The organism is Pantoea vagans, from assembly GCF_001506165.1.
GTDB classification, from domain to species: domain Bacteria; phylum Pseudomonadota; class Gammaproteobacteria; order Enterobacterales; family Enterobacteriaceae; genus Pantoea; species Pantoea vagans_C.
On sequence record NZ_CP011427.1, the window covers coordinates 3,404,630 to 3,419,990 of the forward strand.

Consider the following 15,361-nt stretch of genomic DNA (forward strand, 5'->3'; position numbering starts at 1 on the left):
GTCAACGAAGCGTTGTTTTTATGCTTATCGGTTGTTGTTGGTGCTGTTAGGTTGCTGTTAATACGGTTAGGATAAGCGCCAGTCCGATACCCACGGGGCACGCAAATATTCATCCTGACTGGCTGAGCTAACACTGAAGTTGACGTTGATGGATGGTGTATTCCGAAGATTATTTCGTACACCGGTTGCGAAAGATATTCTGTTCAGGTGAACAGTGTGCGCAACCCGGTACGCCCTGTTTTCGATTTGTTGGCAAATTTTAGGTAGCGAAACATGCAGACCCCGCACATTCTTATCGTTGAAGACGAACTGGTCACGCGTAACACCCTCAAAAGTATTTTTGAAGCGGAAGGTTACGTGGTCTATGAAGCCACCGATGGTGCTGAGATGCACCAGGTTCTGACGGAAAATGACGTCAATCTGGTGATTATGGACATCAACCTCCCAGGTAAAAACGGTTTGCTGCTGGCGCGCGAGCTGCGTGAACAAGCAAACGTTGCGCTGATGTTCCTGACAGGCCGTGATAACGAAGTGGATAAAATCCTCGGCCTGGAAATTGGCGCCGATGATTACATCACTAAGCCGTTCAACCCGCGCGAACTGACGATTCGTGCGCGCAACTTGCTGTCGCGTACCATGAATCTGGCGATGCCGAGCGAAGAGCGCCGCACGGTGGAAAGTTATCGCTTTAACGGCTGGGAGCTGGATATCAATAGCCGCTCACTGGTCAGCCCGAATGGCGAACAATACAAACTGCCTCGCAGTGAATTCCGCGCCATGCTGCACTTCTGCGAAAACCCGGGCAAAATTCAAACCCGTGGTGACCTGCTGAAGAAGATGACCGGCCGCGAGCTGAAGCCGCATGACCGCACGGTGGATGTCACCATCCGCCGCATCCGTAAGCATTTTGAATCTACGCCGGACACGCCAGAAATCATCGCCACTATTCACGGTGAAGGTTACCGCTTCTGCGGCGAATTGCAGGATTAAGTTTGCTGCGGTAAAAGAAAAACGCCCAACAGGGCGTTTTTTTATACCTTATTTCCACGGCATAATCGGCACGGCGCTCAATGCATTCTTCGGCGAGCCCTCAACCACCTTATCGGAATAGCTTAGATAGATCAGCGCATGGCGTTTCTGGTCAAAGAAGCGCACCACCTGTAGTTTCTTAAACACCAAAGAAGTGCGTTTTTGGAATACCACTTCACCCTGCGCCTTGCCTTGTGCGATTTTATCGCTAAGCTCTACGGGCCCAACCTGCTGACATGAGATGGCCGCGTCGGAAGTGTCTTCTGCCAGACCCAATCCGCCCTTGATCCCACCGGTTTTTGCCCGGCTGATATAACAGGTTACATTTTTTACATCGGGGTCATCGAAGGCTTCCACCACGATCTTATGATCGGGGCCAAACATCTTGAATACCGTGTCAACTGAGCCGATCTCTTCGGCCTGGACGCCCGCGCTGAACACACAAGTTGCAAGCGTGATTATAAGAAAGCGAGTTATTGTCATTGAGTTACCATTGGCAATCGAATAGATGAGACTGTAATGTACTGTCAATCGAACCCGGAACCAAACCTAAACGGGTTGTAACCCGCATTGATTTAGCACAGCCGATTGACAAACCGCCCCCACGCCTTTGTGCATTTCGTGCTATTATTCGACGACTTCATAGTTGCGCCACCAGAGAGTTATGAGGATGTTTTATGGACCAAGCCGGTATCATTCGCGATTTGCTTGTCTGGCTGGAGAGCCATCTGGATCAACCCCTTTCACTCGATAATGTTGCGTTGAAAGCGGGCTACTCCAAGTGGCACCTACAGCGTATGTTTAAGGAAGTGACAAGCCACGCCATCGGTGCTTACATCCGCGCGCGTCGTCTGTCGAAAGCCGCTGTGGCCCTGCGCCTGACCAGTCGCCCGATCCTCGACATCGCTCTGCAATATCGCTTCGATTCGCAGCAAACCTTTACCCGTGCGTTTAAAAAACAGTTCAATCAAACGCCTGCCTGGTATCGTCGTTCATCGGAGTGGAACTCCTTCGGCATTCGCCCGCCGATTCGTCTTGATGATCACCACATGCCTGAAGCGAGTTTTGTCACGCTGCCGGAAACCGTGTTGGTCGGACAAACGCAAAGTTATACCTGTACGCTGGAACAAATTTCCAGCTACCGTGACGAGATGCGCATTCACTTTTGGAAGCAGTTCTTGCTGGAAACCGACACTGTACCGCCGGTGTTGTACGGCCTGCATCAGGTACGCGCCAGCCATGAAAAAGATGATGAGCAGGAAATTCTCTACACCACGGCGGTGCCTGCCGATCAACAGGCGTTGAGTATGCAGTCGAATCAGAGCGTAATTCTGGAAGCCGGTGATTACGTGCAGTTTACCTATAACGGTCCACGTAGCGCACTGCAGGAGTTCATCCTGCTGCTGTACGGCACCTGTATGCCAACACTCGGACTGGTGCGCCGTCAGGGCCAGGATATCGAACGCTTCTTCACACACGGTGGCAAGAAACGCAGCGAGCCGCCAACGGAGATCCGTTGCGAATATCTGATTCCTATTCGCCCACAAGCGAGTCGCTGATATGAAAATGCCGTCATGATGACGGCATTTTTTTTGACTCGATAACTTGCGGTCGCCATAAATGACGACCCTACAATGTCCGGTGCGATTTTCGCAGAGTGCGCATTTATGCGCACCGGAATCGAATGACAATTAACGCTGTAACTCATCCAGCGCAGGCGCATCCAGGTGCGACACATCGCCTGCTGTTTCTACCACCCATCCTGCTGCCAGCCACGCGCTTTGTTGGTGATCCACGCGTGAGATAGAGCAGTTGCGCAAGCGCAGACGACGTTCAGCATGCGCCGGTAATCCCAGCAGCGTGCTGACCAATACACCCAATGCCATACCGTGGCTGACAATTAACGGGCGGCTGCCTGCGGGCAGTTCCAGCAACGCGTTCAGCGCTTCATGCATGCGCGTAGCCATCTCCAGCATCGATTCACCACCCGGAATACGACCGCCTTCCGTGCCATCGACCAGCGTTTTACGCCAGCTCTCCTCTTCCGGCGTCAGACCGTCGAGTGGGCGCTGTTCCAGGCAACCCATATTCAGTTCGCGCAAGCGAGCATCAACTGACACCGTGACGCCACACGCATCGGCGATAATCTCTGCCGTGCGGCGCGTACGCCCTAAATCGCTGGCAATCACGTGAGTAATGCCCAGCGATTTCACGCGTTCGCCCACTTGTTGGGCCTGTTGCTCACCTTTTTCCGTCAGCGGACTGTCGGACTGCCCTTGAATGCGTCGGGCCGCATTCCATACCGTTTCGCCGTGACGAACAAGATAGACCTGTAGCATGCTTAATTTCCGTTATACTGCGACAAATTTGCCTTGAGGGTTCAAACAATTATGTACCACGTTGTCGCAGCCACCATCAACCCGGCAAAAATTCGCGCGATTGCTCAGGCGTTCAACGACGTCTTTGGCGAAGGATCCTGCCACATTGAAGGGGTCGAGGTCGAGAGTGGCGTTGCCGCTCAGCCGCTGAGTGATGTCGAAACGCGAACTGGCGCACGTACCCGCTTGGCGAACGCGCGTCAACTGCGCCCGCAGTCTGACTATTGGGTAGCGATTGAAGCCGGTATCGAAGGCGATTGCGCCTTTGCCTGGATGGTGATTGAAAACGCCCAGCAGCGCGGAGAATCACGCTCTGCCAGCTTCACCTTGCCGCCGATTGTGTTAGCGGGTTTAGCCGATGGGCACGAATTAGGGGATGAAATGGCGCGTCTGACCGGGGTGGACAATATCAAGCAGAAAGGCGGCGCGATTGGCGCCTTCACGCACGGTTTGTTAAGTCGTTCCAGCGTCTACCATCAGGCGTTGATTCTGGCACTCTGTCCGTTCACTCATCCGCTATACACTCAATAAGTTAACGACGTCCTAAACGCGCTTCCAACCAGCGTTTCAGCTCGGGAGGCGCCTCTTTCAGGCTGTTGGAGCCACGCGTGATGGTGGCGATCCCCACGCCAAGCTCATGTTTCAACTCACGCTGACTCATTTCACCGTTCATCAACTCTTCAATAATACGCAGGCGGGTGCCGTAGGCTTCGCGTTCGTCGGGTGTCATCATCAAGTGCAGTAAAGGCAAGGAGACGCCGTCAGCAAAGGCGTTTTGCATCAAATCAATAAAACGCAGCCAGTTATCTTCAACAGGCTGAGCCGAATCCGGCTGGGATGAAAGGGGTTGGCTCATGAAGGGCTTCCGTACTCATTGACGAGTACGGAAGCATAGCACAGCTAGTAACGGCGATTCCACTCACCATCGGCGAGAATCTTATCCGGCTTGCCCATGAAGTAACGGTAGTAGGCATCATACGCCAGCACGTTTTTCACATAGCCGCGCGTTTCCGAGAATGGGATGGTTTCGATAAAGGCCACCGCATCCAGTTTGCCGCCGCTGTTGTTCAACCAGCTACGCACGCGTCCCGGTCCGGCATTGTACGCGGCCGAAGAGAAGATACGGTTCTGGTCGAACTGCTGATAGACATACTCCAGATACTGCGTGCCAATCTGGATATTGGTTTGTGGATCCAGCAACTGGCTGCTGTTTACGTAGCCAGGAATGTTATACATCTTCACCGTGTGCGTCGCCGTGCCCGGCATCACCTGCATCAGACCGCTGGCCCCGACCGGCGAGCGCGCTTTCGGATTCCAGGCGCTTTCCTGGCGAGAGATCGCCATGGCATAGCTCTGCGGAATGCCTTTGTCGCTGGTGTATTGCTGATACAGATTGCGCCACGCCAGCGGGAAACGCTCTTTCAGGCTGTCCCACATTTTCGCGGTAATCGTGGCCTGCACGCTAAGATCCCACCAGTCCTGCTCATTGGCATAACGCGCCAGCATCTGCTGCTGCACATGCGTTTTACTGGAGATGAGATTGGCCCACTCGCTGCGCGCCAGATTATCCAGCCCCCAGTACATCAGCTCTCGCACCCGCGCCAGTTCTGGCCCCTGCACCACTGAACTGTCAGCAGCCGGTGCCTGGTCAACCTGTAACGGGTATTCCACGCCCAGACGCTGCGCCGCCACCATCGGGTAGAAACCACGCGCCTGCATTAGTTTACGCAGAATCTCATCGGCTTCTTCTTTACGTCCTTGGGAGATCAGTAAATCAGCCTGCCAGTATTGCCACTCGTCTTTCTCTTTGGCTTCCACCGGCAAACGGGCGATCCAGGTATTCAGCCCACGGCGATCGTTCTGGCTCAGCGCCAGACGTACCCGGCGCTCGATAAGTGCGGTGGATTCGCTGTTCATCACTACCGCATCGCGCCAGCGCGCCTGTTCCGAGGTGAGATCCGCGCCCATCATGCGCCACACCACCGTTTCTTTCAGATCCTGCTCTTCCGCGGGGCCCATTTTCTGCGCCTGCACCAACTGCGGGATCATCATGCGGGCATTATCCATATCTTCACGCGCTACGCGGGCGAAGGCATAACTGGTGGCCATGCGCGTGAAATCAGTAGGACCGAGACTGCTGGCAAAGGTGGTGACGGTCTGCGGGTTCTGCTGCAGCGCAATCAAGGCGCTGGCAGTGGTCTGGTAATCCGCAGGCAACATTTTAGCGAGGTAGTTAACCAGACTGTCGTTACCCGCTTTCATCGCCAGACGGATGCGTTCGAGGATGGTGATCGGCGACAGTTGTCCAGAAGCTTGCCATACGGAGAACAGCTGGTCGCAGTCGTTCGGCAGCGCTGAACCGCGCAGCCAGATAGCTTTAGCACCATCAAATGCCGCCTGCTGCTGGCCGGTCGCCCATTTGGCGTAATACCAGTTGCAGCGCGCCTGTACGGGTTTCGGCTCATCCGGGCTGAAGCTCAGCACGCCCTGCCAGTCCTGACGATGCGCCAGCACGTTCACAAAGCGAGTAGAGAGCGAACGCGCGGGCGGCAACGTTGGATATTGCTGAATAAAATTCTTCACTGCCAGCGGCGTTTCCTGATCCAGGTCCTGCGCCAGCAGACGGTACTGTAAATAAGGATAGAGCGGATAGTCCTGCAGCGTGGGCATCAGCTGCGAGACCTGGTCCATTTGATTGTTATCCCAAGCCTGTTTGATCTGTGCATAGCGCTGCCGTTGCTGATCCAGCGAGTCGGCCCACACGCTGCTGGCCGTGCTGACCAGGCAGATTCCTATCATCCAGTTACGCCACTTCTCCACTCTGCTCTCCTCTCTGCTGCGGTCCAGCTCATATGAACTGAACCCCTTAACCTGGACTCTTTAAGTCAGCTTAATTTGATTATGAGTCCGGTACTCCACCGGACTCAGTCCGCCCAGTCCCATCTTTATCCGCTTGTCGTTCCAGAAGTCTATGTACTCACCGATCGCAGCACTCAGTTCGCTCACACTTCGGAACGTCTTCAGATAAAACATCTCTGTTTTAAGATGCCCAAAGAAGTTCTCTATCATCGCATTGTCCAGACAGTTGCCTTTCCTGGACATACTTTGCTGTATTCCTCTCTCTGCGAGTTGACGCCGGTAATATGGCCGCTGGTAATGCCACCCCTGATCACTGTGCAACAACACGCGGCTCAGGCTACTCAGGTGACTGAACGCCTTTTTCAGCATGCCATCTATCAATGATGCCGTTGCCTTCTGTGAGCCTTCCCAGGCCACGATTTCATCGTTGTACAGGTCCATTATGGCTGACAGGTAATATTTATCCTCTCCCACTCGGAACTCCGTCACGTCTGTTACCCATTTCTCTTCAGGCGCTGAAGCAACGAAGTTTCTTTGTAGCAGGTTAGCCACTGTCGGATTCACGCCTCCCCGGTAGGAACAATATTTCTTCCGCCTTACCGGACACTCCAGCGACAGAGCTTTCATCAGCTTAAGGATAGTTTTACCACTGTGACTGTAGCCACATTGTCTGAGAAGCTCGTTAAGCCGCCGGTAGCCATACAGGCTTCTGTGTTCACTGAACAACCGGAGCATCAGCACCTTAACCTCAGCATATTTATCCGGTATCTGAAGGCGAGCCAGATGATAAAAGAAGGTGCTCCGGGCCAGTTGAGCCGCTTTCAGCAGCACCGGCAGGCGATGTTGCGTACGCAACAGGTTTACCGCCGCTGCTTTTTCAGCGACTCCAGCCGCTTTTTTTCAAGGAGTATCCCCTGCAGCGTCTTCAGATAGTCATTTTCCGCCCGGAGATATTCGAGCTCCTTCAGCAGTTCTTCAGGCGTTTTATCATCTGCTTTACGAGGCTTGTCTGGATTAACTGGCATAGATACGCTCCGCTCCGGTTGTGTCGGACAAAAGGCACTGTACCCCTTTAGTCTGAACCGTTTGAGCCAGTTATCAACAGTGGTATGGGAAGCAATACCAAATCGGGCCGCGAGCCTTGCCGATGTCTCAGGATGGTTGATGGCATAGGTGACAACCTCTCGTTTGAACTCCGGTGAATACATCTGAGAGCGGGAGCGGGAACGGGGACGCAGTGCTTCCTCACCGTGGTGAAGATAAAGCTGTATCCAGCGGATAGCATGCGTCCTCGAAACCCCGAAATGTTGTGCTGTCCCGCCCTGACCGGCATGACCGTCGAGAAAGTAACGCACGACCTTTAACTTGAATTGAGTGGAATATTTGGGCTTCATGATTTATCCCCATTATGTCGTTTTACAGTCCAACATTATGGGTTCAGTCCAATATCAGACCCCCTTCATGCTAACTAAGCCCATCCACTCTTGCCATGTTCTTCACAAAATTTACGCAGGCGCACCGCGATCGCACAACTTCTGCGCTTTGATTGTGCAATCTTTCATCACAAAAACTTATTACACGTGAATTAATTATTAAAAATCATCATGTTATAAAAATGGCACGCGCTTTGCTCTATTGAATTCCATCTTGTATACCAGTTGGAATTCACTCATGGCATCAACCTTCGGCTACACGCTTCAGGATTGGCAACACCGCTACCAGCAGGACCCGCAGAGCATTACCTCACTGTTGGCCGCGCACCTCGACGCTCTCGACCAGCAGGATAACGCGTGGCTTTACCTTGCCACGCCGGCGCAATTGCAGGCACAAATCGAGCCGCTACTGGCCAGCTACCTGCGTAATCCTGCGGCGCTGCCTTTGTTTGGCGTGCCCTTTGCCGTGAAAGACAATATTGATGTCGCTGGCTGGCCCACCAGCGCGGCCTGCCCAGCCTTTACTTACACCGCCGAAGCCGATGCCTTTGTTGTCGCACAGTTAAAAGCCGCAGGTGCGGTGGTTATCGGTAAAACTAACCTCGACCAATATGCGACAGGTTTAGTGGGCACTCGTTCCCCGTATGGCGCGGTGAGCAACACATTTAATCCAGAATATGTCAGTGGCGGATCAAGTTCGGGTTCGGCGTCGGTGCTGGCACGCGGTCTGGTCGGCTTTTCACTTGGCACAGACACCGCCGGATCGGGCCGCGTACCGGCTGGTTTTAATAACATTGTCGGGCTCAAGCCCACCAAAGGCTGGTTCTCTGCCAGCGGCGTGGTGCCCGCCTGCCGCCTGAACGATACCATTTCCGTTTTTGCATTAACGGTAGAAGATGCCTTCGCTGTCGCCACCGCCGCAGGTGGCTACGATGCCGGGGATGCTTATTCGCGCAGCAACCCGCATACCGCGCCCGCCAGCTTCAAAGCGCAGCCAGATTTTGCTATTCCCGCTTCGCCAGAGTTCTTTGGCGATAAACAGGCTGAAGCGGCCTGGGATAGCGCCCTTGCGCAGTTGCAAGCGACTGGCGCCACTTTGCACGCCATTGATTTCACGCCATTCCACCAGTTAGCGGAGCAGCTCTACTACGGCCCGTGGGTCGCCGAGCGTACCGTCGCGGTGGGTGAGATGATCAACCGCCCGGAAGAGATGGATCCGGTGGTGTATGGCATTGTCAGCAGCGGCCTGAAATACACCGCGGTCGAAGCCTATCAGGCCGAATATCTGCGCGCCGAACTGACGCGCCAAATCCAGCAAACGCTGGCGCAGTTTGATGCGCTGGTGGTGCCAACCTCCCCCACCATCCATACGCTGGAAGAGATGAAACAGGAGCCGGTGCACTACAACTCGCAGTTCGGCACCTACACCAACTTCACCAACCTCGCCGATCTCAGTGCCCTGGCCCTGCCCGGCCCGTTCCGTGCCGATGGTTTGCCTGCTGGCATCACCTTGATTGCTCCCGCCTGGCAGGATCGCGCACTGGCGGGCTTTGGCATGCATTGGCAGCAGCAGATGGCGTTGACGCTGGGTGCCACCGGCAAACCACAACCTGCTCAGCACTCATCCTTACCAGTCTCAGCCGATCACGTGCGCGTGGCGGTGGTCGGTGCGCATCTCACTGGCATGCCGCTCAATTTCCAGCTCACCACCCGCCATGCGGTGTTAGTGGAAGAGACGCAAACCGCCAGCAACTATCGCCTGTTTGCCCTGCTCGATGGCCCGATTAAGAAGCCTGGCCTATTGCGCGGCGACAGCGGTGCAGCGATTACCGTTGAGCTGTGGGATATCCCGCTGGCGCGCTTTGGTGAGTTTGTGGCAGAAATCCCGGCCCCGCTCGGCATCGGCTCACTGACGCTGGCTGATGGCCGCACGGTGAAAGGCTTTATCTGCGAACCGGCGGTGCTGGCACAGGCGCTGGAAATCACTGAATTCGGCGGCTGGCGTAACTGGCTGGCCTCCCAGGGGAGTAAATAAACATGTTCAGCACCGTACTGATTGCCAACCGTGGCGAGATCGCCTGCCGTGCCATTCGTACCCTCAAGCGCCTCGGCGTGAAGAGCGTTGCAGTGTATTCAGATGCCGATCGCAATGCGCGCCACGTTAAAGAAGCCGACGTGGCGATTGCGCTGGGCGGTGATAAGGCCAGCGACAGCTATTTACGCATCGATAAAATTCTGGCGGCGGCCAAAGAGACCGGCGCAGAAGCCATCTGGCCAGGTTACGGTTTCCTCTCTGAAAGCCTGCCGTTTGCCGCCGCTTGTGAAGAGGCCGGTATCGCCTTTGTCGGCCCTACGGCGCATCAGATTGGTGAGTTTGGTCTGAAACACCGTGCACGTGAACTGGCTGCCAATGCCGGCGTACCGATGACACCGGGCACACCGTTATTGAACTCGCTGGAGGAAGCACTCAGCGCGGCGGAAAACATTGGTTATCCGGTGATGTTGAAAAGCACGGCGGGCGGCGGCGGCATTGGTTTAACCCGCTGTGATGACGCCGAAGCGCTGCGCAATGCGTGGGAAAGTGTGCGTCGCCTCGGCGAACAGTTCTTTAGTGATGCCGGCGTGTTCCTTGAGCGCTTTATCGACCGCGCACGCCACGTCGAGGTCCAGATCTTTGGTGATGGCAGCGGTAAGGTGATCGCATTGGGCGAGCGCGACTGCTCGCTGCAACGCCGTAACCAGAAAGTGGTGGAAGAGACCCCAGCACCGAATCTTCCGCAGGCCACACGTGAAGCGTTGCTGGCCTCAGCGGTGCGCCTTGGTGAGCTGGTGAGCTACCGCAGCGCGGGTACGGTGGAATATATCTATGATGCCGAAAAAGACGCCTTCTACTTCCTCGAAGTGAATACCCGTTTGCAGGTGGAGCATCCGGTCACCGAATGTGTCACCGGACTCGATCTGGTCGAATGCATGCTGATGGTCGCAGCGGGCGATGCCATCGACTGGGCACGCCTGCAACAGGCGCCACAGGGTGCCTCGATTGAAGTGCGTATCTACGCCGAAGATCCGCTGAAGAACTTCCAGCCAAGCCCTGGTGTGCTGACCGGCGTCTCCTTCCCGGACGATGTGCGCGTGGATGGCTGGATCGATACCGGTACTGAGGTATCCGCGTTTTACGATCCCATGGTGGCCAAACTTATCGTGCAGGCGGATACCCGAGAAGCGGCTCTGGCGAAGATGCAACAGGCGCTGGATGCCACGCAGTTGCACGGCATTGCGACCAACCTTGATTACCTGCGCCAAATCATCGCCACTGAAGCCTTCCAGAGCGGCAAGGTGTGGACGCGCTTCCTCGACAGCTTCACGCCATCTGCCAGCGTGATTGAAGTGCTGCAGCCGGGCACCTTCAGCAGCATCCAGGATTTTCCTGGCCGTCTCGGCTATTGGGATATCGGCGTACCGCCTTCTGGCCCGATGGATGACTTTGCATTCCGCCTGGCTAACCGCATCGTCGGCAACCACGATAGCGCCGCGGGACTGGAATTTACCCTGCAAGGGCCGACACTGCGCTTCCACAGCGATGCGGTGATTGCCCTGACCGGTGCAGATTGCCCGGCGGAACTGGATGGCGAGAGCCTGACCTACTGGCATCCGATTCAGGTCAAAGCGGGCCAGGTGCTGACTTTGGGTCGCGCGCAGAGCGGCTGCCGCACCTATCTTGCGGTGCGCAACGGCTTTGACGTGCCAGAGTACCTCGGCAGCCGTTCTACCTTCTCACTCGGCCAGTTTGGCGGGCATGCCGGACGCACTTTGCGCGTGGCCGATATGCTGCCCATCTCCCAGCCGTTGCTGGCGGCTTGCACCACGCCTGCGCCGGTCAGCGAACCGCAAGCACTCGATCATGCCTTGGTGCCGCATTACGGCACCGAGTGGCGTATCGGCGTACTCTACGGGCCGCATGGCGCGCCGGATTTCTTCACCCAAGCCGCCATCGACGAGTTCTTTGCCAGCGACTGGCAGGTGCATTACAACTCCAACCGTTTAGGCGTGCGTCTGGTGGGGCCAAAACCGACCTGGACCCGCGCCAACGGCGGTGAAGCTGGGCTGCACCCTTCCAACGTCCATGACTGCGAATACGCAATTGGCGCGGTGAACTTCACTGGTGACTTCCCGGTGATCCTGACCCATGACGGCCCAAGCCTCGGCGGGTTTGTCTGTCCTGTGACTATCGCAAAAGCGGAATTGTGGAAAGTCGGCCAGGTCAAACCGGGCGACACCATTCGCTTCCATCCAATCAGTGCGGATGAAGCGGTCGCGCTGGAAAAAGCGCAAGCGCAGAGCGTTGAGACGCTGCGCAGCCATCATGCGACCACCTTTGACGTGCCTTCCTTAGCGGTCACTGAATTCGGCTCCGCGACCTTGCTGGCAGCACTCCCAGCGACAGAAACCACGCCAACGGCGGTTTATCGCCAGGCGGGCGACAAATATGTGCTGATTGAATATGGCGACAACGTACTGGATCTGGCGCTGCGCCTGCGCGTGCATCTGCTGATGAACGCTCTGCGCGAGCGCGCCGTTCCCGGTGTCGAGGAGCTTTCACCCGGCGTGCGTTCACTGCAGGTGCGCTATGACAGCCTGATCCTCAGCCAGAAACAGCTGATGAACCTGCTGCTGGAGCTGGAAGCCGGACTGGGCGATGTGAGCCAGCTAAAAGTGCCGTCACGTATCGTCTGGATGCCAATGGCTTTCGAAGACAGCGCCACACTCGGTGCTGTGGAACGCTACAAAGAAACCGTCCGTGCCACTGCGCCATGGCTGCCAAACAACGTTGATTTTATCCAGCGCATTAACGGCCTGGAGAGTCGCGAAACGGTACGTGACACGATCTTTGACGCCAGCTATCTGATTCTGGGTCTGGGGGATGTGTACCTGGGCGCGCCTTGTGCGGTGCCGATCGATCCGCGCCATCGCCTGCTCAGCTCTAAATACAGCCCGGCGCGTACCTTCACTGCCGAAGGCACGGTGGGCATTGGCGGCATGTACATGTGCATCTACGGCATGGACTCCCCCGGCGGTTATCAGCTGGTGGGCCGCACGCTGCCGATCTGGAACAAATTCCTCAAGAACGATCAGTTCGCGGCGGATGAGCCATGGCTACTGCACTTCTTCGATCAGGTGCGCTTCTATCCGGTCACTGAAGATGAGTTAACCCAACTGCGCGATGACTTCCGTGAAGGCCGTGCGACGGTACGCATCGAAGAGACTCTGTTTGATTTCGCGGCCCATCAGCAGTTCCTGAACGATAACGCGGATTCGATTGCTGCCTTCCGGCAGCGCCAGTCAGCGGCCTTTGAGCAGGAAGTGACGCTGTGGGCGCAGGAAGAGCAGAACGCGCCACTCACCAGTGAAGAGACACTGATTGCACCCGAAGCCGATGACGATGCGCTGGCGGTGTGCGCCGACATGAACGGCAACATCTGGAAAGTGCTGGTGCAGCCGGGTGACGCGGTCGAAGCCGGTCAGACCATCATTATTGTCGAAGCGATGAAAATGGAACTGGCGATTGTCGCGCCGCAAGCCGGCACGGTGAAACGCATTGCCTGCCAGGCAGGACGTCCGGTGAGCCCGGGCGACACCCTGCTGTGGCTGGAATAAGGAGCTGACATGAACCCAAGCCCACGCAGCAAAGGCCGTCCAGAAGCGCTGGCGGAGAAGGTCTACCAGGCACTGAAACAGGACATATTTGAGTTCCGTTTAATGCCTGGAGACCGCTTCAGTGAAAACGAAATCGCCGAACGGCTGGAGGTCAGCCGTACGCCAGTGCGTCAGGCGCTGTTCTGGCTGGAGCGCGAGGGCTATGTCGAAGTGTGGTTCCGCAGCGGCTGGCAGGTGAAGCCGTTCGATTTCGAATATTTCGAAGAACTGTACGACTTCCGTACCGTGCTGGAGCGCGAAGCGGTGCGCCGTTTGTGTGCACTGCCGCCGCTGGCCTGTGCTGAAGTCCTCACCACTTTGAAAAGCTTCTGGATTGATGCACCACGTCTGGAGGACGGCAAGGCTGTATCGGCGCATGACGAAGCCTTTCATATGGCGCTGGTGGCGGCGGCCGGTAATCAGGAAATGGCGCGCATCCACGCCGAGTTGACCGAAAAAATTCGCATTATCCGCCGCCTCGACTTCACGCGAGATGACCGGGTAGACGCGACTTACCGTGAACATGCCCAGATTTTACGGGCGATTTTCCAGCAACAAACCGAGGAGGCACAGCGCATTTTAACCGACCACATCGCCGTCAGTAAGGCAGAGGTCAGAAAGATCACATTGCATATGTTACAGCAGGCCCGGCTTCAACCCATTGAATAAAAACACTAACACATTTAGAGGGTTAACGATGAAAAGACGTTCGTTGCTTAAAGCTTTTGCGCTCTCCGCCACCGTGGCCAGTTTGGGCTTTACCTTTGGTGCCCAAGCCGCTGACACCATCAAAGTCGGCATCATGTCTTCACTCTCCGGCACCATGGCGATCTCGGAGACACCGCTGAAAGACGTGGCGTTAATGACCATCGATGAGATCAACGCCAAAGGCGGTGTGCTGGGCAAAAAGCTGGAGCCGGTGGTGGTGGATCCCGCCTCAAACTGGCCGCTGTTTGCCGAGAAAGCACGCCAACTGCTGACGCAAGATAAAGTCGCGGCGGTCTTCGGCTGCTGGACCTCGGTATCACGCAAGTCAGTGCTGCCGGTGTTTGAAGAGCTGAACGGCTTGCTGTTCTACCCGGTGCAGTATGAAGGTGAAGAGATGTCACCGAACGTGTTCTACACCGGCGCGGCACCGAACCAGCAGGCGATCCCGGCGGTGGAATACCTGATGAGCGAAGACGGTGGCAGCGCGAAACGCTTCTTCCTGCTCGGTACCGATTACGTCTACCCACGCACCACCAACAAAATCCTGCGCGCCTTCCTGCACAGCAAAGGTATTCAGGATAAAGACATCGAAGAGGTCTATACGCCGTTTGGTTACAGCGACTATCAGACCATCGTGTCCAACATCAAGAAATTCTCCGCTGGTGGCAAAACCGCGGTGATCTCCACCATCAACGGTGACTCTAACGTGCCGTTCTACAAAGAGCTGGCGAACCAGGGCATCAAAGCGACGGACATTCCGGTGATTGCTTTCTCTGTCGGTGAAGAGGAGCTGCGTGGTATCGACACCAAACCGCTGGTCGGTCAGTTGGCGGCGTGGAACTACTTTGAATCCGTTGATAACCCAACCAATGCCAAGTTTGTTGCGGATTACCGCGCCTACGCGAAAGCACACAACCTGCCGAACGCCAACACGGTCGTGACCAATGACCCAATGGAAGCGACCTATGTCGGCATTCACATGTGGGCACAGGCGGTGGAGAAAGCGGGTACGACCGATGTCGACAAAGTGCGCGCAGCGATGGCAGGACAGACCTTTAAAGCACCAGACGGTTTCACCCTGACCATGGATAAAACCAACCACCACCTGCATAAACCGGTGATGATTGGCGAAGTGGAAGAGAACGGCCAATTCAACGTGGTGTGGCAGACCGATAAGACGGTACGTGCACAGCCGTGGAGCCCGTACATCGCGGGTAACGATAAGAAGCCTGACTATCCGGTGAAATCGACGCAGTAAGT

12 protein-coding genes are annotated in these 15,361 nt (G+C 55.9%); 7 read left to right on the forward strand and 5 right to left on the reverse strand.

The annotated features are described in order from the left end of the window. The first annotated feature begins 273 nt into the window (after window positions 1-273). Window positions 274-990 carry a two-component system response regulator ArcA gene (gene arcA, locus LK04_RS15825; RefSeq protein ID WP_039329476.1) on the forward strand — a complete coding sequence of 239 codons (717 nt, stop codon included), beginning with the start codon at window positions 274-276 and terminating at the stop codon, window positions 988-990. 48 nt (window positions 991-1,038) lie between these two features. Here arcA and creA read toward each other — a convergent pair whose 3' ends face one another. Further along, complete coding sequence (creA, locus tag LK04_RS15830) at window positions 1,039-1,512, reverse strand: protein CreA (RefSeq protein WP_039329478.1); 474 nt, start codon at window positions 1,510-1,512, stop codon at window positions 1,039-1,041. A gap of 194 nt (window positions 1,513-1,706) precedes the next feature. Between creA and robA the strand changes: the two genes are divergently transcribed. Next, on the forward strand, window positions 1,707-2,588 hold the full coding sequence (gene robA / locus LK04_RS15835) for an MDR efflux pump AcrAB transcriptional activator RobA (protein ID WP_039329480.1): 882 nt from the start codon (window positions 1,707-1,709) through the stop codon (window positions 2,586-2,588). A gap of 132 nt (window positions 2,589-2,720) precedes the next feature. Here the strand turns inward: robA and gpmB are convergent, their stop codons facing one another. Further along, entirely contained in the window at window positions 2,721-3,368 is a 648-nt protein-coding gene (gene gpmB / locus LK04_RS15840; RefSeq protein ID WP_039329482.1) for a 2,3-diphosphoglycerate-dependent phosphoglycerate mutase GpmB, read from the reverse strand. Window positions 3,369-3,419: 51 nt separating this feature from the next. Between gpmB and yjjX the strand changes: the two genes are divergently transcribed. Then, window positions 3,420-3,938, forward strand: coding sequence for an inosine/xanthosine triphosphatase (yjjX, locus tag LK04_RS15845; RefSeq protein WP_039329483.1), 519 nt, complete (start codon window positions 3,420-3,422; stop codon window positions 3,936-3,938). 1 nt (window position 3,939) lies between these two features. Here the strand turns inward: yjjX and trpR are convergent, their stop codons facing one another. The 3 genes from trpR to LK04_RS20575 all read right to left on the reverse strand — a co-directional run bounded on the left by trpR (window position 3,940) and on the right by LK04_RS20575 (window position 7,660). Beyond that, a complete protein-coding gene (gene trpR, locus LK04_RS15850) occupies window positions 3,940-4,263 on the reverse strand; it encodes a trp operon repressor (protein ID WP_039329485.1) in 324 nt (107 codons plus the stop codon). 44 nt (window positions 4,264-4,307) lie between these two features. Further along, complete coding sequence (sltY, locus tag LK04_RS15855) at window positions 4,308-6,227, reverse strand: murein transglycosylase (protein ID WP_039329486.1); 1,920 nt, start codon at window positions 6,225-6,227, stop codon at window positions 4,308-4,310. A gap of 60 nt (window positions 6,228-6,287) precedes the next feature. Then, a protein-coding gene (locus tag LK04_RS20575) for an IS3 family transposase (RefSeq protein WP_102136018.1) occupies window positions 6,288-7,660 on the reverse strand; the annotation gives its coding sequence in 2 pieces (ribosomal slippage) (window positions 6,288-7,159 and window positions 7,159-7,660; 1,374 coding nt in all). Window positions 7,661-7,937: 277 nt separating this feature from the next. Between LK04_RS20575 and atzF the strand changes: the two genes are divergently transcribed. From atzF to urtA, 4 genes are read left to right on the forward strand one after another with little or no spacing between them, the layout of a single operon-like run. Continuing rightward, the gene (gene atzF, locus LK04_RS15870) at window positions 7,938-9,734 is read left to right on the forward strand and encodes an allophanate hydrolase (RefSeq protein WP_039329489.1); all 1,797 of its coding nucleotides are present in this window, start codon (window positions 7,938-7,940) and stop codon (window positions 9,732-9,734) included. A gap of 2 nt (window positions 9,735-9,736) precedes the next feature. Further along, on the forward strand, window positions 9,737-13,354 hold the full coding sequence (gene uca, locus LK04_RS15875; protein ID WP_039329491.1) for an urea carboxylase: 3,618 nt from the start codon (window positions 9,737-9,739) through the stop codon (window positions 13,352-13,354). Between the two features lie 9 nt (window positions 13,355-13,363). Further along, entirely contained in the window at window positions 13,364-14,062 is a 699-nt protein-coding gene (locus tag LK04_RS15880; RefSeq protein WP_039329493.1) for a GntR family transcriptional regulator, read from the forward strand. A gap of 28 nt (window positions 14,063-14,090) precedes the next feature. Then, the gene (gene urtA / locus LK04_RS15885; RefSeq protein WP_039329495.1) at window positions 14,091-15,359 is read left to right on the forward strand and encodes an urea ABC transporter substrate-binding protein; all 1,269 of its coding nucleotides are present in this window, start codon (window positions 14,091-14,093) and stop codon (window positions 15,357-15,359) included. The last annotated feature ends 2 nt before the right edge of the window (window positions 15,360-15,361 follow it).